The organism is Paraburkholderia sp. SARCC-3016 (assembly GCF_031119615.1).
Classification (GTDB): domain Bacteria; phylum Pseudomonadota; class Gammaproteobacteria; order Burkholderiales; family Burkholderiaceae; genus Paraburkholderia.
Genome location: NZ_JAVHZD010000015.1, coordinates 41,558 through 65,430, shown reverse-complemented (window position 1 = coordinate 65,430; position 23,873 = coordinate 41,558). Strand labels below are relative to the sequence as shown.

Below are 23,873 nucleotides of genomic sequence, written 5' to 3'. Positions count from 1 at the left end.
TGCCCGCCTTTATCGAAGCGCAATCCGCATTCCACCATGGCTTGCCGCCGCTTCGGAAAGGCGAATACCGGTCTTTTAAGCGGGGACCTGAGAACTTGCGCCCGTGTACGATTGTGGTACCGTCGATGCCACGAACGGGTCCCGCCTAAGCCACGTTCTGTCGGCCGACAGACCGCGTGCGCGCGGGCACGCTCAGCGCATTGGAAGACAAACGCGCGAACGAAACAGCACGCAATGTATTCGCGCAAATCTGAATGAGAGATCTGATGGACGGCGAGCAGCACGAGGAAGTCGATTTTTTATGGCTACGGTCCCTGGTCACACGCGTGTCCGAATACGCGATTTTCCGGCTTACCGAAACAGGGGAAGTGGCTAGCTGGAACCCGGGCGCCATGCGCATCAAAGGTTACGAGGCTGACGAAATCATCGGCCGGCATTTTTCCGTGTTCTACACGCCGGAGGATCGCTGCGACGGCGTTCCTGAAATGGTGCTGGACACCGCGCGCAAGCACGGGCAATACGACACGGAGGGCTGGCGCGTCAGAAAAGACGGCAGCCGGTTCTGGGCGAGTGTGCTCATCACGGCGCTTTACGCGCCGGACGGCACCTTCAGCGGCTTCGGCAAGATCGTACGCGACACGACGGACAAGCGCCTCGCCTATGAAGCGGTCGCCGACAGCGAACGCCGCTTCAGGCTGCTGGTCGAGGGGGTCACCGATTACTCGATCTTCATGCTGTCGCCCGAAGGGTACGTAACCAACTGGAATCTTGGCGCCGCGCGCATCAAAGGATATGAAGCGGGCGAAATTATCGGAGCACATTTCAGCCGGTTCTATACGGCGGAGGATGCGGCCGAAGGTCTGCCCGCTCGCAGCCTCGCGACGGCCGCGGCCGAAGGGCGTTTCGAAACCGAGGGCTGGCGCGTCAGGAAAGACGGCAGCCGGTTCTGGGCCAACGTCGTCATCGATGCAATCCGCGACGAAGAGGGGCAGCTGATCGGTTTCGCCAAGATCACGCGCGATGTCACGGAGCGCAAGACGGCCCACGAAGAACTCGAAAAGGCGCGTGCCGCGCTGCTTCAGTCGCAGAAGATGGAGGCGCTCGGCAAACTGACCGGCGGCGTCGCGCACGATTTCAACAATGTGCTGCAGGTGTTGCGCGGTAACCTCGAACTGCTCGAAGGGCGGCACGGCCGCGACGTCTGGACGAAAGAGCGTCTCGGCAAGGCGATCGAAGCGGTCGAGCACGGGGCAAACCTTGCGTCGCAACTGCTCGCGTTCGGGCGGCGCCAGGCGTTGCAGCCGATCGTCGTGAATCTGGCCGTCATGCTGCGCGGCATGGACGATCTGCTCAGGCGCGCGCTGGGCGAGATCATTCACGTCGAAACGGTCGTCGCGGGCGGTCTGTGGAACACGCTGGTGGACCCGAATCACCTCGAGAATGTCGTCCTGAATCTGGCGATCAACGCCCGCGACGCCATGCCGGAAGGCGGCAAACTGACGCTCGAACTGTCGAACGCCATGCTCGACGATCACTACAAGGCGCTCGACGCGGACGTCCGCGAGGGCCAATACGTGCTGCTGGCGATCGCCGACACCGGGACCGGCATGCCCGCCGACGTACTCGAGCGCGCATTCGAGCCCTTCTTTACGACCAAGCCGGAAGGGCAAGGCACGGGACTGGGCCTGAGCATGGCGTACGGCTTTATCAAGCAGAGCGGCGGCCACATCAGGATTTACAGCGAGCCCGGGCATGGAACGATCGTGAAGATCTACCTGCCTCGCTCGATGGAGCGTGTGGCCGAACTGGACCCGTTGCCGCCGGTCGTGCTCACGGGCGGGTCCGAAACCATACTGGTGGTCGAGGACGACCGGCGCGTGCAGGCGACCGTAGTCGAAACGCTCAAGCAGCTCGGCTATGCGGTGCTGAAGGCAAACGACGCGCAAAGCGCGCTGGCGATCGTGCAAAGCGGCGCGCAAATCGACCTGTTGTTCACCGATGTCGTGATGCCCGGCACGATGCGCAGCACCGAACTCGCGAAACTTGCGACGCGCATGCTGCCGCACCTCAAGGTTCTTTTCACCTCGGGCTATACGCAGAACGCGATTGTCCACGGCGGCCGTCTGGATCCGGGCGTACACCTGTTGAGCAAGCCTTATAGCCGGGAGCAACTGGCATCGAAGATCCGCCGGTTGCTAGGTCCTGCTCGCGCGAAGGACGCGAGTCCTGCGCTGGCCGGATCGTCGGCCGGGCCGGCGCAGTCGGGCGCGGCTCATGCGCCGGCGGGGCTAACGGTTCTGATCGTGGACGACGACGCTACGGCGCGTGAGGCGGTCAGTGAATTGCTGATGAGCTTCGGCTATGACGTGCAACAGGCGGGCAGCGCTGAAGAGGCGATGCCGATGCTCGCAATGAACCGGCCGGACGTGCTTTTGACGGATATCGTGCTGCCCGGCCAGTCGGGCGTCGATTTCGCGAGAGAGGCGCTCGCACGCCATCCGGATATCAGAATAGTGTTCGCCTCCGGCGGCGATGCTCCCGATCCTCGCGAGACGGGGTTCCAATGCGCATCGCTGCGCAAGCCCTTCAGTGCCGCACAGCTGCATAGCCTGATAGCGGCAATGCATGGCCGGACGGACCCCAAAAGAGACGCGTGAAGCGATGACGGCCGGCGCATGCGCGCGGCAGCGCCCGGCGCGAAGCGCAGACCTGTGGCCCAATCGGTCGACGCCGATTTGCGGGTATGCGGCCGTCACATGAACTGAATCGCGCCGCTGCAGCGACATCTCGCTACCGCGGCGCGGCCAAGCCCCGTTAAAAGCGAAGACGCATGCCCGCCGTCACGACCACCTGGTTGCTCGTCGACGACGCACCGCCACTGGACGTGTTGTTGATCATTGCTCCAATGAGCTGGCCATTCAGGCCTTGGCGGTTCATCACATGCTGGTATTCGCCTTCGAGGTAGACCGTGGTCAGTTTTGACAGGTAATAGGCAATCTGCATGTTCAATTGCCCCCACTTGGGTTCGGATCCCGAGCCGAAATTCGCCTGCGTGTACGTATAACCGCTTGCGATGCTCAACGCGCGCGTCACTGAATAATGGCCGTTCAATTCGAAGTTCTGGAAGTGAGCGCTATTGCCACCGAACGATATGGTCTGACCGGCCGTGGCCGGATTGACGCCAAAGCCTTGAGTAAGGTTGGTCTGGGAGTACACGAAGCCCGCCGCGGCAGGACCGATCGCGTAGTTCACGCCGGCCCCCCACGTTTGTTGGCGGCCTGCCAGCAGCGTGTTGTCGCCGGTCACCGCGCCGGCACTGTTGACGCTGGCAAGCGCTGCGGCAGGAGTCGCACCCGACAGGTCTTTATTCAGTTGCAGGTAAGCGGCCGCAAGCGTAAGCCCCTTGTATTTGTACGACGCGCCGGCGCTGTAGGCACGATTGTTCGAGAATTGGCCTGCGGTATTCGAGAAGGCGTAGACCGCTCCGAACTTCAAGCCGCCGAAGGTCGGGCTTTCATACTTGACCGAGTTGTTCAGGCGGAACGTGTTGTCCAGGTTGTCGTTATCGAACGGATGAGCGCTAAAAGTACCGCCATATTGCTGGCCTGCCAGCCCAAGCGGTTCGACGTAGTCGACCATGATGTCGTATTGCCGGCCGAACGTTACGGTGCCATAGTCTTTACTCGCGAGACCGACAAACGCCTGTCGGCCGAATTCGCGTCCGCCCTGGCCTAGCGTGCCGTTGTTCGTGCTGAAGCCTCCCTCCAATGTGAAGATGGCCCTCAAGCCGTCGCCGAGATCCTCGTTGCCGCGCAGACCCCACCGGCTCGAGTTGACTGAACCACTTGTTTCCTGCCAGTTCGCGTGGCCCTTTACGTTGTTCGTATAAGTGATGCCGGCATCGACGAGGCCATACAATGAAACGCTGCTTTGTGCATGTGCGGCCGTAGCCAGAGCGCTCGACAGCGCAGCAAAGATGATGGATTTTCTCATTTGCGAATCTGATTTAAAAGTACGTATGAGCTGGTCTAAAAATATCGTATTAAATTAGAAATTCCGGAAAATCGGATAATGACGAAATGACGAGGGCGCTTCCTTGCAGTCGAACGATTTGCCATGTTCGAACCGGGAGGCGGATCAATTGAACACGTTTGACAGTCACCCAGCTCGTGGCCGCTGGGAAACCGCGATTGGCCGTTGCATCACGCTGCTGCCACTTCTTTTGACATTAATAACTTCGCTCCAATACACAGCAGAGCGGCGCAATGCAATTGCCCGGAATAAACGTCTGGGCACGCAATGTTTTGACTGTCCGGATGTCTCCTCTTTTGCTGATGATGCGGACCGGGGCTCGCATCGTTGCGCCATATTAACTATTCATGAAAACCTTATCAACAATTTGAAAGGCAAATTTGACACAAATGCACTCGGGCGTTGAAATTAATTTATTCATAATTTGTGATATAGGATATCTGTTCAAATCAGACTTGAATGTAAATCGTGAATGTGAGGGCAGGGAAAGCGCGCCGCGACGGCGATGCTCGCTCAATTCGGCCGTATGATGCGTGGCAGAGAATTTGCTGCCCATTCCGCCACTTGCGCTCGCTCGTGATCTCTTATGCCGAGACCGTCGTTTTCCACTCAGCTTCTCACGCTCTGGACTCTGATTGCTGCGCTGTGCGGCCTGCTCAGTGTCGCGGTATGGCTCATGTTGTCATCGGCGCTAAGCGAGCGCGTCGTTGCGGCAAAGCAGCAGGCCGTCGCCGCTTGCACGGCGGTCGCGTCGCGCTATGACCTGTCGATGCAACGCCCCGGCGAAACCAACGTCGACCTGATGCATGCAGTGCTCGATCTCGTGCTGGTCCAGACCGACGGCATTGAAGGCGGCTTCTGGACCGGCGAGCCGCCTTCGAATGCGTCGCACGGCTTTATCGCTTACGCGTTTCCGACCTATGGCGGCAGCGGCGTCAAGCGCGACATTCCCGAAGCCGAGATGCCGCTTATCCTGCGTGCGCTCAAAGGCGCATCGAGTACCGGCCAGTTACAGGCCGATATCGTGTCGAGCGGAACGGACGCCGTGCTCGCGGTGGCCTGCCCCGTGCCGCGTCACGAGAACCTGCTCGCATGGACGCTCACGCGCGCACGCCCTCCGCTCGGACCGTACGGCGAGCGCGCGACGGCCATACTTGCGGGCGTGCTTGCCGTCATCGTCGTGCTCGCGCTGTTTCTTGCGCTGACGCTCAAACAATGGAGACAGAATCTCGCGCTGCTCGAGACGGCGCTCGCGCCTAACGGTGCATTCGAGCAGGGCAAGCGGCTCGAGCGCGTCGGCGAGCGCGATCTGGACCCGATCGTCGATGCGCTCAATCGTTATGGCGAACGCGCAGAGCGGCTCAAGCGCGATGCCGATGTACTGAACCGGCAACTCGCACAGGCAGAGCGGTTCAGCACACTCGGGAAGATGGCCGCGCAAATCGCCCATGAAATTCGCAATCCGGCGGGCGCGATACGACTGAAGGCCGAAAACGCGCTAGCGGGCGACAGCGCACGCCGCGAAGCCGCGTTGAGAACGATCATCGAGCAGGTGGGCCGCATCGAGTTGCAGGTGACGAGCCTGCTTGCGCTGACGCAATCAGTGACGGTCCGCGCGCGCGAGGTCGATCTTCGCGTATGGCTCGACAATATCGTTCACACGCATGAATCGCGCGCGGAATCGAGGCACGTCGCGCTTCGCGTGGAGGTCGCGCAGAAGCCGACGCAGCCAGTGTTCGATCCGGCCCAGCTGGCGCGCGCGCTCGACAACCTTCTCGTGAACGCGCTGAGGCACGCGCCGTCAGGCGGAACCGTGACGGTTCGCGCGTATGGCGCGGCGGCGCAGGAGGGCGAACGGCTCAGGCTCGAAGTCGTCGATAATGGTCCCGGCGTGAGCCCGGCTGAGCGGGAGCGGATCTTCGAGCCGTTCGTGACGGGCCGCCCCGACGGATCGGGCCTAGGTCTTGCCGTCGTGCGCGAAACTGCGTCGGCGCATGGCGGCCGTGCTTATCTCGCGGAAGACTCGAATGTGACGCGCTTTGTGATCGACTTGCCATGGCGACCATCCTGATCATCGACGACGACGATGCTTTTCGCGAAGGCCTTGCGGAGACCGTGCAAGACCTCGGCCACTCGCCGATCGAAGCGACGTCGGGCGAGGAAGCGTTCGAGCAGTTGCGCGCGCGTTCGGCGCCCGACTGTATCTTCCTCGACTTCCGCTTGCCTCGCGCGGACGGCCTCGCCGTGTTGAAGACGCTGCGCACGACGCCGGGGCTGCAGACCGTGCCGGTCGTGATGCTGACCGCGCACGCGACCAGCGACAACACCATCGGCGCAATGCGGCTCGGCGCTTTCGAGCATCTGACCAAGCCCGTCGGGCGGGACGAAATCGCGGCGCTGCTCCGGCGCATTCTATCGGCGCAGGTCGGCACGCCGGTCGCGCGCGTGTTCGCCGACGAGGTCAGCATGCGGGAGCCGCAACTGCTCGGCGTCAGCGAGGCCATGCGTGAAGTGCAGAAGCGCCTCGGCCGCGCGGCGGGTACGAATTCGACGGTGCTCATCACCGGCGAAACAGGCACCGGCAAGGAGATCGCGGCACGCGTGCTGCATCGCGCGTCGGCGCGCGCGAGCGGTCCTTTCGTCGCGGTCAACTGTGCGGCCATTCCGCACGAGCTGCTCGAAAGCGAACTCTTCGGACACGGCAAGGGCGCGTTCACCGGCGCACAGGGTGACCGGCGAGGGCGAGTCGAAGAAGCGCATGGCGGCACGCTCTTTCTCGATGAAGTCGGCGATATGCCGCTTCCCATGCAAGCCAAGCTTCTGCGCGTGCTGCAGGAGCGGCAAGTCACGCCGCTTGGAACGAACCGGGTCGTTACGGTCGATGTGCGCGTGGTCGCCGCCACGCATCGCGATCTCGCTTCGATGGTCGAGGCGGGCACCTTCCGCCAGGACCTGCTGTTTCGTCTCGACGTGATCCCGTTGCGAATGCCGCCGCTGCGCGAGCGCGTGGCCGATATCCTCCCGCTTGCCGAGCACTTCCTCGCGGGTGCATCGTCCGACGTCGCGCGCAAACATCTTTCGGCCGATGCGCAGCGCCTGCTCGCGACCTTTACATGGCCAGGCAATGTGCGCGAACTTGCCAATGCGATCGAACGGGCGAGTGCGCTTGCGCCCGGGCAGGTGCTGACGCGCGAAGACTTCGCGTTTCTGACGGCGGCGGCAGACCGCGGGGATGACGCGATTCCGCCGACACTGCTCGAACTGCCTCTGCCGCAAGCGATTGCGCAACTCGAGCGTGCGCTGATCGTTCATGCGCTCTCGGCAGCGGGCGGCAACCGCGCCGAGGCAGCGCGCCGGCTCGGTATCAGCCGGCAGTCGCTCTATACGCGCATGGCGGCGCTTGGCATGTCCGAGGCTTCGGCCTAAGCCCGGCACCGTCAAGGAAACGGACAGGCGCTGTCCGGTTTCTTGACAGATCGGCGCGCCTTTAACGCACAACGCGCCGAGCCGTCGGCTTTTCTCGAATGGCATAGCCCTTGCAGATCACTCGTCGCTACGCGAAAGGAGTGAATCATGCAATCGATCCTTTATCCCCGTTATTCCGGCTTGCGAATCGCCGTGCTCGCGGCCTTGTTCGCAGCGAGCGCCGGCTGTGCCGCGCAATCTCAGTCCGCCGCAACGCCGACGCCGCCTCCGCTCGCGGCAGACGCTCCGCCGCCATTCGCCAGATCTCCGATGTCTCCCGCTCCGCTCGCTCCGCCGCCTTCCGGCGCCGAGCCGGCGCCGCCTGCCGACGCGGCTTCGATCGCGACCACGCGAGGCACCGTGGCGCGCTTCCTCATCAATCCGGATGGCGATGTCGACGGTTTCACGACCGGCGACGACACTCTCGTGCGCTTTCCTCCGCATATGGGCACGCAACTGACTTCGGCCGCCCAACGCATTGTCGACACGCGCAGCGGCCAGCAAGTAATCGACGAGCCGCCGATGCGCGGCGCCGCGCCGTTGCCGCGTGCAGCACGTGGAGAAGGGCTCTCCCGCCTGAGCGCACAAGGACAGGTGGCGCATGTCACGACTGCGCCGCGCGGCGAACCCGACGGCGTGATTCTCGCCGACGGCACAGTGATCAAACTCGCGCCGCCCGAAGCTCAACAGTTCGCGTCGCTCGTGCGCACGGGCGCGATGGTATCGGCCCAAGGCTATGGCACGCGGAATCAGTACGGCACCGCGCTTCAGGCGACTGCGTTCGGCTCCCCAGGCGACCTCACGCCGCTTTATGACCGCGCTGCGCCTAAGCCGTGAGGCAAGGCCATCGGAACACCTTTGAAACACGCTCGCTTTCAGGACAACGCAAATGCACTGGATCGACCCCACCAGCCTTCCGGAGACACGCGGCAAAGTCACGCGCTTTCTATTGAATCCGCACGGTGAACTCGACGGCCTCGTCATCGCGTCCCGTCAGGTTCACTTCCCTCCGCATTTGTCGAAGCAACTCGCGCGTCATGTCGCGCCCGGCGATGTCGTTCGTGTTCGCGGCATCAAGCCGCGCGATGCGGACATGCTTGCCGCCGTTTCGCTGACGACGAAGAACGGCGTTCTGATTGTCGACGAAGGTCCGCATCGCAACGGCGCGAAGCATCACCAGCCGCACGTCGCGCACAAACCGATGGACGCATGCGGCGAAGTGGTGCTTTCGCTCTTTGGCCCGAAAGGGGAGTTGCGCGGAGCGCTGCTGGACGACGGCACATCGTTGCGTATGCCGCCCCATGCCGCGGCGCAGTTGACCGTTTATCTGAGCCCGGGGGCACACGTTCATGCCTGGGGCCACGGCGTGAAGAACCGGCACGGGCGCACGATCGAGGTCGACGAAATAGCCGAACTCGTCGACGCGCCGCGGACTGCCTGACGAGCGATTGGTGACGCATGAATCCCGTGTACGCACTCGCAGGGCTGAATTTTTTCATGGCCGACGTGCAGGCGGGTATCGGGCCGTTCCTCGGAGTCTTTCTCCAGGCGCACGGCTGGCATCCCGAGTCGATCGGCACGGTCATGACGCTGGGCGGTATCGCGGGCATGCTCGCGACTTCTCCCGCGGGTGCCCTCGTCGATGCCACCCGTCACAAGCGCGGCATCATCGTGATCGCAGGCGCGATGACGACGCTCGCGTCGCTCGTGCTGTGGGTCTCGCATGCTTATTGGACGGTGGCCGCGTCGCAGATCTTCACTGCAGTGACGGGCGCGGCGCTCGGTCCCGCGGTGGCCGGCGCGACGCTCGGAATCGTTCGCGAAAACGGCTTCGACCGGCAGTTCGGCCGTAATCAGGTGGCCAATCACGCGGGCAACGTAGTCGGGGCAGCGCTCTCGGGCTGGCTCGGATGGCGATATGGATTCGGGGCGGTGTTCGCCCTCACCGGCGTGTCTGGTTTGCTGACGGCGATCTCGGCGCTGCTGATCCGCCGCGACGCAATCGATCGCGACAGTGCGCGCGGTCTCGGCAGATCGACGCCGGCAGAACCGAACCGTGAGCATGAACATGCGAGTAGGTTTCGCGTTCTGTTGACCTGCTGGCCCTTGCTGTTGCTTGCTGCTTCGCTCGCGATGTTTCATCTGGGCAATGCGGCGATGCTGCCGCTTTACGGCCTCGCGGTCGTCGCGGCGCATCAGGCAGAGCCGAGCGCCTTCACCGCACAGACCATCGTGGTTGCGCAACTCGTGATGGTCGTAACGGCATGTTTTGCCAATCGCCTGATTCATCGAATCGGCTACTGGGGCGTGATCCTGGTCAGTTTCCTCGCGCTGCCGCTGCGCGCAATGGCCGCTGCGATGTTCATTGCGGCGTGGGGCGTATGGCCAGTTCAGGCGCTTGACGGCATCGGCGCGGGGTTTCAGAGCGTCGCGGTGCCCGCGCTGGTGGTGCGGCTGCTGCGAGGTACGGGACGGGTCAATGTCGGGCAAGGCGTCGTCATGACTGTGCAGGGCGCAGGCGCCGCACTGAGTCCCGCGCTGGGCGGCGTACTCGCACAGCATTTCGGATACGCGAGCGCCTTTCTCGTGCTGGGCGCCGTTTCGACAGGATCGCTCGCGCTCTGGGTGCTCTTTGGCGCTACGCTCAAGAAAGCCTGCGGCGTCGATCGAATGCGCGCGAGTGGCGCGATAAAAGCGTGATCGGATCGGCATGCGGCCGCGCCGCGCGCCGACCCATGCGCGCTCAATAGGTTTTGTACGGCAGAAATTTGCCGGACAGAACCACATTGACCCGATCGCCCTTCGGGTCGCTTTCGCGCTGGATGTCCATCGAAAAGTCGATTGCGCTCATGATGCCGTCGCCGAACTCCTCGTGAATGAGTTCCTTGATCGTCGTGCCGTACACGCTGACGACCTCGTACCAGCGGTAAATCAAGGGGTCTGTCGGTATCGGCGTCGGCAACGAACCCTTGTAAGGGACGATCTGAAGCCATGCGACGGCTTCATCGGGCAGGTCGAGCATCTTGCCGACTGTCTCGGCCTGCTTTTTGTCGAAGGTCATCTGGCCAAGACACGCTGCCGTCGTCCACTCTTTTGACAAGCCCACTTCGTTGGCGATCTCGGCCCATTTGATGCCTTTGCGAACTCTTGCGGCGACGATCATTTCAGTGACCTGCGCGCGGCTGGAAATCATGTCTGCCTCCTGGCGAGTAAGGGGAATGCGCGGCAGCAGTGCGCTGCGCGCCTCATTCTAAGAGGACAAAAAGCGGGCAGTGCGGCGCGGCGTCGACATTCACGGCTGTCTCGTCGCACGAGCAAGCCGCGCGGGCACGCGTGAATGAGGGTTAGCGTTTCGTGGAATCGTCGCGAGGCGAGCTTTCCTGCACGACTTCGACGTCGACGGTCCGAGCGTCGTCCCCGAACGCACGCGCGTGCCGGCGCAGCGAGCGCGTCTTCCACCAGAGATAGCCGACAACGATCATACCCACAACGAACAGCACGGCGAGCAGCACCACCGAGACAAGCGCGGCCGCGACAAGCATGATCGCGCCCATGACGAGCGCCAGCAATCGGCCGAACCATCCGGAGCCGCCGATCCGGATCCCTTTCACGTATGACACGCGTGGCGGAGGCGGTCTGTCGTTCTGCATCGCTGGTCTCCTGGTCGTTGTCCGGCGAAAGGGCGGCGGTTGAAAATGTGCGTCGAGCGAGGCCGGATGGCATCGTGCCGGATGCGTATTCCCTCGGCAATGGTGAACCCGTGCAGCGGGTCGCATTGCTTTGATTATGCTAGAAAATCATTTCGCATTGACCTATGCGCCAGCTGCGCGAGTGTAGCAATCGCTTCGCAACGTGTCGCTCGCTGATTGCCCCGATGGTATGGCTGTTGCCGAGTGCAAAGTCCGCCGCGGCGCTGATTGTCGCCATTCTGGCGTACGTCGTCTCCATCTGCGGCCCATCGCACATCATCGCCGGCTCGGTGGAAGCGGCGTATGCGGTGCCGCGCGACAACGCGCTTGCAGGATTTTCTGTTGCGCTTCCTCGCGCCGACGCTGCCTCGCAACGTAGTAGGCGGCGCCGCACTCGTCGGCCTGCTGAACCACGCGTCGATCGGGCCGGAGATGAATGGTCGCACATAAGCCATACCGCTTCGCATGGGACCGCGCAGCGTTTCAGACTACGGCGCTTTAGCCGCGAACAGTTCCGCAGCCAGGCTCGACCGTACCGCATCGAGCATCGCGTCCCCCCGCCGCTTGTCGCCGGGCGTCACGCCACATCGGCTTTGACGAACCTTGCCATAAACGTTCTTGTATTTCCGTCGGGAAATAGCACTGCAACCTGTTCATCAGTTGCGAACACAACATTGCCCGCGCCATATTTGCGCACGCGCACCGGCGCGCCACGTTCGAAGCGCCGTCTCCTGCCGGGGTCACCGGGCCCGCGTTTCGGCAGGCTCGCATCGTCTACGGTCTTTTCAGATTCGATCGTCCCTTCGACGGGATTCAAACAGTTATCGCAGGTACCGCAGCGTTCGAAACCTCGTGCGTCGTCGAAGTAATCGAGTATTACGCGCCAACGGCATCCGCCCGTCTGCGCGTAGTCGATCATCTGCTGCAAGGCTTCGCGGTCGCGCGCAGTGAGTTGCGCATAGCGTTCGGCGGCGGCCTCGATTGCGTCGTCCTTCGGTGCGTCGGCGCGGTCGTGTGCGGCGCTGGCGCCGGGCGCCTCGCTGCGCAACCGGTAACGCTGCTGACGGTCGCGTGCGACGTGCCGCGAATCGGTCAATATCTTCAGCGCCACGGCGAGCTTGTTGCGGCCGACGCCGGGCAGCGAATCGAGCAGTTCGCGCGCCGAAAGTGCGGGCTGCAAAGCGCTCGCTCGCGGTGCGAGCGCTTCGCAGATACGTCGCAACAGCGCGCTATCCGGGTAGCGGCCCAGTGCGAGAAACTGCTGCACGCGCCGGTCGTTCAGATCGAAGAGCAGCTCGCAGTGTGCGATGCGTCCGTCCCGTCCTGCCCGGCCGGTTTCCTGGTAATACGCATCGATGCTGCTCGTCATCTGGTAGTGCACGACAAAGCGGAGGTCCGGAATATCGATGCCCATACCGAACGCATTGGTCGCGATCATCACGCGCAGGTCCCCAGCCATGAAGCGCTCCTGCGCATCGTGCCGGTCGCGCGAGGACATCCGTCCGTGATAGCAGGCCGCCGCTTCGCCCCACTCGACGAGCGTCGCCGCGAGCGCCTCGGCTTCGCGCACGGTCGCCGTATAGACGATGCCTCGGCCGCTTTCCGTTTCGAGCACCTTGCGCAGCGCCGCCGTTTTTGCTTCTCGCGCGCGCGTCGACGCGCGCTGCCGCCCGCCTGCGACCGACACCTGCGTAACGCGATAGTGAAGGTTGTCACGATACATGCCCGTGCGTATCAGTCGCGCATCGCGCAGACCGAGCGAGCGAACGATGTCCGCGCAAATGCCGGGCGTCGCCGTCGCGGTCAGCGCGAGCACGGGCGGCCTGCCGAGCGCTTCCACAGCATCGACGATGCGCAGGAAGGCGGGCCGGAAGTCGTGTCCCCATTGCGACACGCAATGCGCCTCGTCGACGACGACGAGTTCGATCCGGCGTTGCGCCGATCGTGCGCGCAATGCATCGATCAATTCGGACTTCGTCAACTGCTCGGGCGTGACGAACGCAATGCCGCGATTCGCGAGCCGCAACGTTTCATAAGCGCGCTGCGCTTGCGCTACCGGCATCGCGCTATTGATCTGCAACGCGTCGATGCCCGCGTCCTTGAGCTTGTCCACCTGGTCTTTCATCAGCGCGAGCAGCGGCGAGACTACCAGTGTCCATCCGTCGAAGTGCAGCGCCGGCAACTGGTAGCACAGCGATTTGCCCGCGCCTGTCGGCATCACGGCAAGCGTGTCGCGCCCTTGCAGCACGCTGCGAATGATGTCGTGCTGCCCGGGGCGCAGCCGCTTCAGGCCGAATACGTCGCGCAGGGTTTTGCGCATGGCGTTCAGCCGGGCAGTCGTGTCGGCGCTCATAGGTGGATGGTCTGTGCGGTTCGGTGAGCGTGTCCGTCGCAAGCGCCGTTCCGCTAGTCACCCTGTCGTTTCACCGCACCAGCATCCGGGCGAATTCACGCAGCAGAGCAACCGGGTCCTGGCGGGGGCGAAAATAATGCTTACCGTTGACGCCCACGGCGCTAGCGTCAATAGTATTATTTATCGCCGCCTCACAAAGCTTGCGGCCAACGCTGACCTTACGCATTACCTGCATTTCTTTTCGTTCCATTTCGTTTGCGATAGGGGCGACGGGGCCAGCGCTGAATTTCGAACCATCGCGTGCCTGATCCAGTGCGCCGTCGTTCAACACCGCACTGAAGCTGGCCGGCACGCGCTCGAACAATACAGAAAGGAGACAGACACGTGCGTTCGCTTCTTGCTTCTGCAGTATTGGGACTCTGCATTGCCGCTACGTCAGGCGCCGCGTTTGGGCAAGCTGCGACGGGCAACACCTCATCGCTGAAAATCGCGCTGTCCAACAACTACGCAGGCAACAGCTGGCGGCAGACCATGCTGAAAAGCTGGTCCGAAGTCGCTGACCCCGCAGTCAAATCTGGCGTGGTCGCAGCCGCACCCACATTCACCACCGCGGAAAACCAGGCGACCGAACAGGCGCAGCAGATCCAGAACCTGATCCTGCAAGGCTACAAGGCGATCGTGATCGACGCGGCGTCGCCCACCGCGCTGAACGGCGTGATCAAGCAGGCATGCGGCGCGGGCGTCACGGTCATCACGTTCGACGGGATTGCGACCGAGCCCTGCGCGTATCGCATCGCGGTGGACTTCCACCAGCTCGGCGCAATGCAGGTCGACTACATGGCCAAGCGCCTGCACGGCACCGGCAATCTGCTGGAAATTCGCGGCCTTGCGGGCGTATCGGTTGATGACGAGATTCATCGCGGCATCACCGATGAGATGAAGAAGTATCCCGGCCTGAAAATCGTCGGCTCGGTGCACGGCGACTGGACGCAGACGGTTGCGCAGAAACAGGTGGCCGGTATTCTGCCGACGCTGCCGAAAATCGACGGCGTGCTCGCGCAAGGAGGCGATGGCTTTGGCACTGCGAATGCGATCAAGGCGGCCGGGCGTCCAACGCCGATCATCATCCTCGGCAACCGCCAGGAAGAACTCGCGTGGTGGTCCGCGCAACGCAAGAACGGCGGCTATGAAACGCTGTCGGTGACGATCCCGCCGGGCTGCTCGACCTTCGCGTTCTGGGTCGCGCAACAGCTGCTGGCCGGCAAGAAGCTGCCGCACGATATCCAGATGCCGCTGTTGCAGGTCGATGCCGGCGAGCTCGATACGGTGTTGACCAAAACGCCGCAAGGCGGCCTCGCCAACAAGCTGTATACGCGCGACGACGTGCTGAAGGTTGTCGACGCTAAGTAATCCGCTCTGATTCGACATCATTCACCGATGCGCCAGTCGCCGCATGCGGATCTCGCATGCGGCGCGGCGACTCTCGCAGAGGTTCGGCTTTGAACGATCGGACTGCAACGCAACGCATCGCCGGCCAAGCGCCGGTTTTTATCGGCCTTGACGGCATCGGCAAGACCTTTGGCCGTGTGAAGGCGCTCATCGACATCAGCTTCGAGTTTCGCGCCGGCGAATGCGTGGGCATCGCCGGCCATAACGGCGCCGGCAAGTCCACCTTGATGGCCGTGTTGACCGGCGTCTTCGAGCCGGAGCAAGGCACGCTGTCGATCAATGGACAACCGGTGCGCCACTACGATCCGAATGCGGCGCGCGCAGCCGGCGTGCGCTGCGTATTTCAGGAACTGTCGCTGTGCGCGAACCTGACTATCGCGGAGAACATGGCAATCGTGCATCCTGCGCTAAGCGGCCGCGCCTGGCGGCGGCGCGCGACGCAGATGATGCGTGCACAGCTCGATGCGATCTTTCCCGGCCATGGCCTGAAGGGTCATGAACTGATCGGTGATCTGACGTTGACGCAACGTCAAATGGTCGAGATCGCACGGGCGTTCACGGTGACCGACTACCCAGTCAAGCTCGTGATACTCGATGAGCCGACTTCGAGCCTCGATGCGCACACCGCGGCACAGCTGCTCGCGTTCATTGCGCAAGCCGGCGCGCGCGGCATCGCGACGGTACTGATCAGCCACATGCTCGGCGAGATCGCGCAGGCCGCACAACGCGTGCTGGTGATGCGCGATGGCCGCGTCGCCGCGGTATTGCCTCGCGAAGCGGTCACGCAGGATGCGCTGATCCGGGCGATGGGGCAGCACGTCGAAGTGGCAGGCGAACCGTCGGGCGCTCGCACTGCTCCCGAGACTGCCGGGCAACAACGGTCCACGTATCGCTGGACGCTCGGTACCGACGGGCGCGTGCAGATCGAAGCGCCGCGCGGCGAAGTGGTGGGATTTGCGGGGCTTGCGGGCCAGGGGCAAAGCGAAGCATTGCTGGCGGTCTATCGAGCCGCGACCAGAAGCCGCGAACGGATTGCCTTCGTAGCCGGCGACCGCGCGCGCGATGGCGTGTTTGCGCTATGGTCGATCGCGCAGAACCTCGATATCCGCTGGTTGCTGGGGCAGCGGGCGATGCCCGATACGTCGGGTCAGCACGAGCCGGTCGCAGCGAACCGCGGCCGCGCCGCCGGGACGGCGCCGCTCGCGCGCTTCGTCGATCGCCGCGCGGCACGTGCGATAGCCGATGCTTGGCGCGAACGTATCGGCATACGCGGCGCGCCGCTCGCCGCTAGCATCCTGTCGCTATCCGGCGGCAATCAGCAAAAGGTGCTATTTGCGCGCGCGCTGGCTTCCGACGCGCAGCTGATCCTGATGGATGACCCCACGCGCGGCGTCGACATCGGCACGAAGCGCGACATCTACCAGCTCGTGCGCAACGAAGCGGCACGTGGGCGCACGTTCATCTGGTACACGACCGAGAACGACGAATTCGCGTACTGCGACCGTACTTATGTGTTTCGCGCTGGCCGCGTCACGCGCATGTTGCTCGCGCATGAATGCAACGAGCAGTCGCTGCTGGCTGCGAGCTTCGAGGAGATACACCCATGACGCCCGATCTCGCTACGCCACGCGCAGCGTTGCGGTTCGACCGCGCGCGTCTGCGAGCACTGCTGCCGGCGTTGTCGCTGGCGGCGGTGCTCGCGCCGATTTTCGTCCTGCAGCCTGCGGCGTTCAGTTATTTCGGCATCGGCCTGCTGCTGAATCTGGCTGTGCCGCTGGTGCTCGCCACCCTCGCGCAACTCGCGATCATCACCGCAAACGACCTCGATCTTTCGATCGGTCCGTTCGTCAGCCTCGTGGCGTGCATTGGCGCGACGCTGCTGGTCAATCAGCCCTGGCTCGGCATCGCAGCACTCGCCGGATGCGTCCTGCTGTACGCGGCGATCGGCGCGCTGGTCGAGATCCGGCAGATTCCTTCGATTGTCGTGACGCTTGGACTGTCGTTCGTGTGGAACGGCCTTGCGGTGCTGCTGCTGCCGTCGCCGGGTGGCGCCAGTCCGGCGTGGCTGACCGGCGTGATGGGCTTTCAGACACCACTGGTAGCCGCGCCGATCGTCTGGTCCACCGCGATCGCCGTGCTCGGCCATCTGCTGCTGATGCGCTCGTCGGCCGGCGTGCGCCTGCGCGGTGCAGGCGGCAACCCCCGCGCAATGCGCCGCTTCGGCTGGTCGCTCGTGCGCAGCAAGGCCAAGCTGTATGCGCTGGCCGCGCTGTTCGGCGTGCTGTCGGGCTTGAGTCTGCTTGGCCTCGCCACGTCGGCCGATGCGAATCTTGCGCTGCGCTATACGTTGATGTCGATTGCTGCGGTGATTCTGGGTGGCGGCGAATTCGTCGGCGGACGCGTGTCGGTGATCGGCGCGGTGCTTGGTGCGATTACGCTCACGCTGGCTGCATCGTTTCTTGCGTTTCTCAACGTATCGCCCGACTGGCAGGTGGGTGCGCAGGGCGCGATCCTGATCATCGTGCTGTCGCTTCGGGCCTTGCTGCAACAACGCGGAGGCACGCAATGAGCGGCACCCATCACGACACGCAACATGAGATCGACGTCGCCGCAGCGGCGCGCGGCGAACATGCTGCGGATGGTGCGTGGCGCGACCGGCTGCGCGACGTACCATGGGTCTGGTCGGTCGCCGGCGCGATTGCGGTGTGGCTCGTGACGGCCGGCGTGTTCGGTTTTTCGATAGCGGGCAATGTGGTCGACACGGCGCTGGTGTTCGCGATTTTCATGGTGTTCGTCGGGCTCGGACAGATGCTCGTGATCACCGCTGGCCCGGGCAATATCGACCTGTCGACGCCATCGGCAATCGCGTTGAGCGGCGTGCTTGGCGTGCAATTGATGAAGGGCGACGATGCGCTGATCATCGCGGGCGTCGGCGTTGCACTCGCGGCAGGTATCGGGATCGGACTCGTGAATTATCTGCTGATCCGCTTGCTGCGCATTCCGCCGATCATCGCGACCTTGTCGTCGAGCTTTATCGTCCAGTCGATCGCGATCACCCAAAGCCGCGACATGCCGCCTCCGCCGGCGGCCTTGCAGGGGTTCGCCAATGGGCGTCTGTTGGGGCTACCTCACGTTGCGTGGCTGGCGTTGCTGCTTTCGGTCGCGCTCGCGCTGCTGCTGCATCGGACTGTATTCGGGCGCGCGTTGTCGGCGCTGGGGCAGAACGGTCGCGCGGCGTGGCTGGCAGGTGTGAAAGTCGAACGGGTGCGTTGCGTGACATATGTGCTGTCGGCCGTTATCGCTGGGTTTACGGGGCTGCTGCTTGCTGCAGTATCGGGCGGTGCAGCGCTCGACATGGGTGTCGAGTACATGTTGATCTCGGTGGCCGTGGTTGTGATCGGCGGCACGCTTGTCACCGGCGGCAAGGCGAGCGTGGCCGGCGTGTGGGGCGCTTCGATGTTCCTGTTTCTGACCAACGCGATTCTGAATGCGCTTGGCGCCGGGGCAGGGGTGCGTTCTGTCGCGTATGGGCTGCTGATTATTGCGGTGGTGGTGGCGGGGGGGCGACCGGGGCGGCAGGCTTGATATGCCTCGATGTCAGCTTCCCGCACGCGAGTTGCCGAGCGATATTGGGCAAAGAAGGAGTCGGTCGGATCTGTCGGGTCGATATAGATCTCGTCGGTGCCGCGATCCTCGAATCTCTAATTGCCTGGAATCGCTCTGTGGTTATGTGCTTACGAACGGCTGTCGCACCGTCGCGAGCGCTGAGGCGCCGCTGATCGCGCAAACGTCGCGCGACGCCTGCGCGAATGCCAGTCTCGCCATGCGACCGGACATCTGCGTGGAATTCGGCAACTACGTGCATTGTTCTCGATCTCCGGTTGGAGGAACGGCGGAACACCAACAACCGCCGGCTTCCACGCCGCATACGGAGACATCGATGAAGCTTTTTCAGAGGACTGCTTCAAGCGCGATCCTGCCTCCCGCCCGCCGTTCGGTTCATTTAGCGATACTGACGGGTTCGCTGTTAGCCTTGAACATGGAAGCGGGCATGGAGAACTGGAACCGATCGTCGCAGATCAGGAACGTTTCGGTCGCTCTTATTTAAAGTATGTGAAGACTCGTTTCATTGAACCGGGCAGTGCTAATGTCGGGAATTGATCTATCAGCGTTACCGGGTATCGGCCAATAAGAGAAAGGCTGATCGTATCCCCATATGTCATGAATGCAACGGCGGCCCTTGCCCTGCTCGATTCGCAGTGCCATGCGCTCGCTGTCGACGTCGCTGATCTTCAGCGCTACCACTTCGCTGGCGCGTAGCCCCGCGCCGTACGCGACCTAAGAGCCGGGCCGCGCGTCGCGCCATGGCCGCAACGGCGAAAATCGGCGCGCATATCGTTGCTGGCGATGCAGCGCGCAAACCGTAAAATGGCGGATATCTCCGTTCCGTTCGCGCATTCGATGAAGTCGCCCGATCAACCGCTTACCGTCAGGCAGCTGGCCGTGCAGCAGCTGCGCACCGCAATCCTGTCCGGCGAGTTCGAGCCCGGCGAGAAACTCGTCGAGCATGAGCTGTGTGCGCTGCTTGGTGTCAGTCGGCCTTCGGTGCGCGAGGCGCTGCTGAGTCTGCAGGGCGAAAAACTCGTGACCATCGTGCCGAACCGCGGCCCGTTTGTCGCCACGCTCGACTGGGATCACGCAAAGGAGCTCTACAACGTGCGCGAACTGCTCGAAGGCGAGGCGGCCGCGCTATGTTGCAATCGGCTCGACGAAGCGCAACTGGCACGCATGAATCAGGCGCTCGACGATTTCGAGGCCGCCGTACTTGCCGACAGTGCAAACGCGCGCATTGCAGCCACCGATGCGTTTTACGATGTGATCCAGCGCGGCTGCGGCAACCGCGTGATAGATGAAATGCTGACCAGCCTGCATGCGCGCGTAAACGTGCTGCGGCTGCGCTCGATGTCGCAAGCGGGGCGCGGCGTCGCGAGCCTGCGCGAAATGGGCGATATCCGCGACGCGATCGCGGCAGGCCTGCCCAAGCGCGCCCGCGCGGCCGCGGTCGCGCATGTGCGGGAAGCGGCGCGCGCGGCGCAGGCCGCGCTTGCGGCGGCGGATACGCCGGGTTGACGGTGTTTTAGTGCAAGAACCCTTAGCGCGCTACGCGATTGCGCTGCCCCATTTGTGTTCGACCTCCGCGGCTTCTTCGATCGACAGCGCCGACGGTGTCGGAAAGCGGTCTTTCCACTCGAACGGGCGGCATGCGTTCAGAATCAGTTTGGAATTGGTCGTGTTGCCGGCTTCGCGCCGCGCCGGATGAATACCCGGGTCGAGCGACGAACTCCAGCCGTCGCGAATCACGTCGGCGGCCTCGGAAGGCTCGCAGCGCGTCGTAATCGCCCACAGCACGTCGCCGATGTTCGAAGGGTCGATGTCTTCGTCGACGGTCACGACGAGCCGGCCCAGATACGAATTCGCCGCCGCAATCAGCGCCGCGCGCTTCGCGTGGCCCGCATAACGCTGCTTCAGCGCGATCACCGTCATTGTCGTCGATACGTGTTGCCACACGCCCGCGATATCGGTAACACCGGCCGCTTCGAGATTGGTCCAGATGCCCGCGCCGCGCAACGGCAGCCCGAAATGGTGGCGCGGCGGCTTCAGCGGCGGCGAGCCGAGCAGCACCGGGTTGTCGCGATAGTGGATGCCGCTGACCTCCATCACCGGCGCCGGCCGCTTGTCGGCCGCGTAGTAGCCGGTAAATTCGCCGAACGGTCCTTCTTCGAGCGACGCTTCCGACATCGGCAGCAATTGCCCTTCGACGATGATTTCCGCCAGCGCGGGCACGGGCAGGCCAGTTTGCGGTGCGGCGAACACGTCGATCGGCGCACCCTTGATCGCGCCCGCAAAGTCGAATTCGGATACGCCTTCGGGCAGGTATTCGAAGCCCGCGGAGAACAGCGCCGGATCCTCGCCGTTGACGATTGCGACCGGGCACGGCTTGCCCGCGTTCCAGTACTTGCGTGCGATGATCGCGCCGTGCCGGCCCGGATGATCGAACTGGATCGTGACCCGCTTCGGCCCGTGCACCTGCACGCGATAGATCGATGCGTTGATCCATCCGCTGTCCGGGTCGCGCATCACGACGAGGCTGCCGGAGCCGATGTACGGGCCGCCGTCGCCGCGATGCCAGATCGGCGCCGGAAAGCGGCCGAGATCGACGTCGCCGTGCTGCATGCTGTTGGCCATAAAGGGCGCCTCGCGTACCGTGCACGGCGCAACCGGCTGCAGCGTAGTGCGCCGGTTCTTCCATGCCTTCAGCGCATCGAGCGGGCGCAGTGTGGGGTCGACGCCGAGCGCCAGCGCCGCACGCTGCGGCGTCATCGTGGCGTTGCTGAATACCCGAAAGCCTGGCTGATAGCCAGGAATATGGTCGAACAGCAGCGCCGGCTGATGTGCGGCTCCCGCCGCGACCTCGGTCACCGCGCCGATCTCGTACTCGACGTGCGCACCGTCGATGCGGCGCAGCGCACCGAGGCCGTCGACCTGTTCGATGAACTCACGCAAATCCCGATAACTCACATCCTTTCTCCCTGGTTTGACCTTGGCGTGCGCCACCGCGCGGCGGTCACGCACGATCGCGCACGATCGCGCACGACTACAGGCGTTGTCGCGCCAGCAGCGCCATCGACGCCGCACCGATGATCGCCGCCGTAGGCAACACCGACAAGCCGACGTTGAAATTGCCCGTTGCCTGTATCAGCGCGCCGATCGCGAGCGGCGAGAACGCGGCGACCACGTTGCCGATGCCGTTGTGAAAGCCGATACCGGCCGACACGGCGCGCGGCGGCAGGATCCGCAGTGCCAGCGCGAATTGCGGCGGCATGCCGCCGCCCCAGAAAAATGAGCTCGCGGCGATCATCAGCGCGGCCGCTTCGGCGCCCGGCATATGGATCACCAGCCACATCGACGCGCCTGCCAGAAACAGCGCGCTCGCGCTGACGATAGCGCGGCGCTGCAGCCGGTCGGACAGCCACGAACTGAGCGCCATGCCGAAGAACATCGTAACGAACGGCAGCCATGCATAAACACCCGAGCGATGCAGATCGAAATGGCGCGAGCTGACGAGGTAGCTCGGCAGCCAGCTGTTGAGGCCCCACAGATAGGTGAGTCCGCACGTATTGAACAGCGTGAGTGCCCAGAAGCGCCAGTCGCGGATGAACTGCATCACCTGCTGTGCATATGGGGTATCGGCGGCGCGCTCGGCAACGGTCTGTTCGATGACCGGCACGTCCGGCCGGTCCTTGATCAGCAGCAACACGAGCGGCAGCACCACCAGCAGATTCAGCGCCGCGTATGCGAAGAACGACGAGCGCCAGCCGTATGCGCCGACCAGATGGATCGTCAGCGCAAAGCCGACTGCCGAGCCGAGCGGACTGCCGACCAGCCACATCGCATTCGCGCGCGCCTGCTCGCGCGGCGGAAACCATTGTTTGACGAGCGCATTGGTCAGCGAGAACTGCGGACCTTCGGCGATGCCGAGCAACGCGCGGTAGCACAGCATCGCGGTGAAACTGCTGGTCACGCCCATCAGCGCCATCGACACGCCCCACACGACGGCACCCGCGGCAATCGACCATTTGGGGCCGAACACGTCGCCAGTGAAACTGAGCAGCACGCCCGATACGCCGTAGGCAAACACGAACACCGTCATCAGCAGGCCGAGGCGGGCCGGATTGAAACCGTGCCCCATCGCATTTTGAAACGACGGATCGGTAAACAGGATCGCGACGCTGATGCGATCGAAGAAGGCCGAGATCACAGCCAGAAACAGCACGCCCGCGATCAGCCAGCGCCGTCGGCGTAATCGCGGTGCCGTGGCGTCGGGTGAGGCGACGGCCGGTTGGTTCAGCATTTGCATGGTCGGTTCCTTCGTTGAGCCTGCCGCGCTCGCGGGTGCGGGTTCGTGGTGAAAATGAAACGCATGCGCCCGGATTGTCGGACACCGCGACTATGCCCGACACAAAAGTGACTGACAATCTCGCCAAAAAAATCTTTGCGACAAGGCGGCGAGCTGACGCTTTACCGAGCCGGTGAAATGCTTTGAATTTCCGGAATTTCGTCAGAAACATTCGTAAATATCGGGGGTAAACGCGAAATTTAGGTGCCCGTGATGTGGGCCGCGCAGGCAACGGTCCGGCACCTCGATGGGTTCTAAATACATAACTTAACTAATATAGTTGACAAATGTATTTGACCCGTCGATGATCGCTGGCAGATCGGCCCGCCAGCAGGGCCGTGCACGCAGGAGGAGCGACGGATGAACCGAAGTCCAGACATGTTCAGGAATGCAATGCGCCTTTTCGTCGGTGGCGTCACGCTGCTGACCACCGCAAACGGCGACGCGCGCCGCGGCATGACCGCGACGGCGGTGTGCTCTTTATCGGCGGCGCCGCCGCGGCTGCTCGCGTGCGTGAACATGTCCGGCGCCACTTACCGGTTAATGGCGTCGAGCCGCGTGCTGACGGTCAATCTGCTTGGCGCGGCGCATGAGGCGCTGGCCGCGCGTTTCGGCGGCGCTGCGCCCGACAGCGATCCGTTTGATGGCGCTGCCTGGCTGGAAGGCAGCAACGGCGCGCCGCGCCTCGCTGACGCGCCCGCCGCGTTCGAATGCGCGATCGGCGAGCTGATCGATGCCGGCACCCATGCGATCGTGATCGCCGATGTGCGCAACGTCGTGATCGCCGGCATTGCGCGACCGTTGATCCACGTGAACGGCCGCTTTGCGCACGTCGACGCGACCGATCACGTGCCGCTCTGACGGCGCTACCCGTGCCGCCGGATCGATCCGGCGTGCCGTTTTCTTCCAACTACAGACTCGTTACAGG

The 23,873-nt window shown here is 63.5% G+C and carries 21 protein-coding genes and 1 pseudogene; 14 read left to right on the top strand and 8 right to left on the bottom strand.

Annotation, left to right across the window (positions count from 1 at the left end; genetic code table 11):
- The first annotated feature begins 254 nt into the window (after positions 1–254).
- Complete coding sequence (locus QYH69_RS16565; RefSeq protein WP_374992429.1) at positions 255–2,657, top strand: PAS domain S-box protein; 2,403 nt, start codon at positions 255–257, stop codon at positions 2,655–2,657.
- A 157-nt stretch (positions 2,658–2,814) separates the two neighbouring features.
- Here the strand turns inward: QYH69_RS16565 and QYH69_RS16560 are convergent, their stop codons facing one another.
- Entirely contained in the window at positions 2,815–3,993 is a 1,179-nt protein-coding gene (locus tag QYH69_RS16560) for a porin (protein ID WP_308832937.1), read from the bottom strand.
- A 148-nt stretch (positions 3,994–4,141) separates the two neighbouring features.
- On the opposite strand from QYH69_RS16560, the gene QYH69_RS16555 reads away from it, so the two are divergent.
- The 6 genes from QYH69_RS16555 (at position 4,142) to QYH69_RS16530 (ending at position 10,197) form a co-directional block, all read left to right on the top strand.
- Positions 4,142–4,438, top strand: a complete 297-nt coding sequence (locus tag QYH69_RS16555) for a hypothetical protein (RefSeq protein WP_308832936.1) — start codon at positions 4,142–4,144, stop codon at positions 4,436–4,438.
- Positions 4,439–4,618: 180 nt separating this feature from the next.
- Positions 4,619–6,103, top strand: a complete 1,485-nt coding sequence (locus tag QYH69_RS16550; RefSeq protein ID WP_308832935.1) for a HAMP domain-containing sensor histidine kinase — start codon at positions 4,619–4,621, stop codon at positions 6,101–6,103.
- On the top strand, positions 6,088–7,458 hold the full coding sequence (locus QYH69_RS16545; protein WP_308832934.1) for a sigma-54 dependent transcriptional regulator: 1,371 nt from the start codon (positions 6,088–6,090) through the stop codon (positions 7,456–7,458). Before QYH69_RS16550 ends, QYH69_RS16545 begins: the two co-directional genes overlap by 16 nt.
- A gap of 147 nt (positions 7,459–7,605) precedes the next feature.
- Entirely contained in the window at positions 7,606–8,334 is a 729-nt protein-coding gene (locus QYH69_RS16540; protein WP_308832933.1) for a hypothetical protein, read from the top strand.
- A 52-nt stretch (positions 8,335–8,386) separates the two neighbouring features.
- Positions 8,387–8,938, top strand: coding sequence for a hypothetical protein (locus QYH69_RS16535; RefSeq protein WP_308832932.1), 552 nt, complete (start codon positions 8,387–8,389; stop codon positions 8,936–8,938).
- 17 nt (positions 8,939–8,955) lie between these two features.
- Positions 8,956–10,197: an MFS transporter gene (locus QYH69_RS16530; protein ID WP_308832931.1), complete on the top strand. Its 1,242-nt coding sequence runs from the start codon at positions 8,956–8,958 to the stop codon at positions 10,195–10,197.
- A gap of 43 nt (positions 10,198–10,240) precedes the next feature.
- Here the strand turns inward: QYH69_RS16530 and cynS are convergent, their stop codons facing one another.
- The 4 genes from cynS to QYH69_RS16510 all read right to left on the bottom strand — a co-directional run bounded on the left by cynS (position 10,241) and on the right by QYH69_RS16510 (position 13,891).
- On the bottom strand, positions 10,241–10,690 hold the full coding sequence (gene cynS, locus QYH69_RS16525; RefSeq protein WP_308832930.1) for a cyanase: 450 nt from the start codon (positions 10,688–10,690) through the stop codon (positions 10,241–10,243).
- A gap of 151 nt (positions 10,691–10,841) precedes the next feature.
- Positions 10,842–11,147 (bottom strand): hypothetical protein, encoded by a 306-nt coding sequence (locus tag QYH69_RS16520; RefSeq protein WP_308832929.1) that lies wholly within the window; start codon positions 11,145–11,147, stop codon positions 10,842–10,844.
- A 616-nt stretch (positions 11,148–11,763) separates the two neighbouring features.
- A complete protein-coding gene (locus QYH69_RS16515) occupies positions 11,764–13,506 on the bottom strand; it encodes a RecQ family ATP-dependent DNA helicase (protein ID WP_308832928.1) in 1,743 nt (580 codons plus the stop codon).
- A gap of 103 nt (positions 13,507–13,609) precedes the next feature.
- The gene (locus QYH69_RS16510) at positions 13,610–13,891 is read right to left on the bottom strand and encodes a hypothetical protein (RefSeq protein WP_308832927.1); all 282 of its coding nucleotides are present in this window, start codon (positions 13,889–13,891) and stop codon (positions 13,610–13,612) included.
- A 32-nt stretch (positions 13,892–13,923) separates the two neighbouring features.
- Here QYH69_RS16510 and QYH69_RS16505 point away from each other — a divergent pair, with 32 nt between their 5' ends.
- From QYH69_RS16505 to QYH69_RS16485, 5 genes are all read left to right on the top strand, one after another.
- The gene (locus QYH69_RS16505) at positions 13,924–14,949 is read left to right on the top strand and encodes an ABC transporter substrate-binding protein (RefSeq protein WP_308832926.1); all 1,026 of its coding nucleotides are present in this window, start codon (positions 13,924–13,926) and stop codon (positions 14,947–14,949) included.
- Positions 14,950–15,038: 89 nt separating this feature from the next.
- Positions 15,039–16,595, top strand: a complete 1,557-nt coding sequence (locus QYH69_RS16500) for a sugar ABC transporter ATP-binding protein (RefSeq protein ID WP_308832925.1) — start codon at positions 15,039–15,041, stop codon at positions 16,593–16,595.
- Entirely contained in the window at positions 16,592–17,557 is a 966-nt protein-coding gene (locus tag QYH69_RS16495) for an ABC transporter permease (RefSeq protein ID WP_308832924.1), read from the top strand. Before QYH69_RS16500 ends, QYH69_RS16495 begins: the two co-directional genes overlap by 4 nt.
- Positions 17,554–18,573, top strand: a complete 1,020-nt coding sequence (locus QYH69_RS16490; RefSeq protein WP_308832923.1) for an ABC transporter permease — start codon at positions 17,554–17,556, stop codon at positions 18,571–18,573. The genes QYH69_RS16495 and QYH69_RS16490 overlap by 4 nt, the downstream gene beginning before the upstream one ends.
- 279 nt (positions 18,574–18,852) lie before the next feature.
- The gene (locus tag QYH69_RS16485; RefSeq protein WP_308832922.1) at positions 18,853–19,149 is read left to right on the top strand and encodes a hypothetical protein; all 297 of its coding nucleotides are present in this window, start codon (positions 18,853–18,855) and stop codon (positions 19,147–19,149) included.
- 69 nt (positions 19,150–19,218) lie between these two features.
- Here QYH69_RS16485 and QYH69_RS16480 read toward each other — a convergent pair.
- Positions 19,219–19,326, bottom strand: a pseudogene (locus QYH69_RS16480) (tyrosine-type recombinase/integrase); the annotation flags it as partial.
- A 90-nt stretch (positions 19,327–19,416) separates the two neighbouring features.
- Here QYH69_RS16480 and QYH69_RS16475 point away from each other — a divergent pair.
- On the top strand, positions 19,417–20,118 hold the full coding sequence (locus tag QYH69_RS16475) for a GntR family transcriptional regulator (RefSeq protein WP_308832921.1): 702 nt from the start codon (positions 19,417–19,419) through the stop codon (positions 20,116–20,118).
- Positions 20,119–20,148: 30 nt separating this feature from the next.
- Here the strand turns inward: QYH69_RS16475 and QYH69_RS16470 are convergent, their stop codons facing one another.
- Both QYH69_RS16470 and QYH69_RS16465 read right to left on the bottom strand, forming a co-directional pair.
- On the bottom strand, positions 20,149–21,567 hold the full coding sequence (locus QYH69_RS16470) for a UbiD family decarboxylase (protein ID WP_308832920.1): 1,419 nt from the start codon (positions 21,565–21,567) through the stop codon (positions 20,149–20,151).
- Positions 21,568–21,643: 76 nt separating this feature from the next.
- On the bottom strand, positions 21,644–22,906 hold the full coding sequence (locus QYH69_RS16465) for an MFS transporter (protein ID WP_308832919.1): 1,263 nt from the start codon (positions 22,904–22,906) through the stop codon (positions 21,644–21,646).
- A gap of 399 nt (positions 22,907–23,305) precedes the next feature.
- Between QYH69_RS16465 and QYH69_RS16460 the strand changes: the two genes are divergently transcribed.
- On the top strand, positions 23,306–23,806 hold the full coding sequence (locus QYH69_RS16460; RefSeq protein ID WP_308832918.1) for a flavin reductase family protein: 501 nt from the start codon (positions 23,306–23,308) through the stop codon (positions 23,804–23,806).
- Positions 23,807–23,873: the final 67 nt, after the last annotated feature.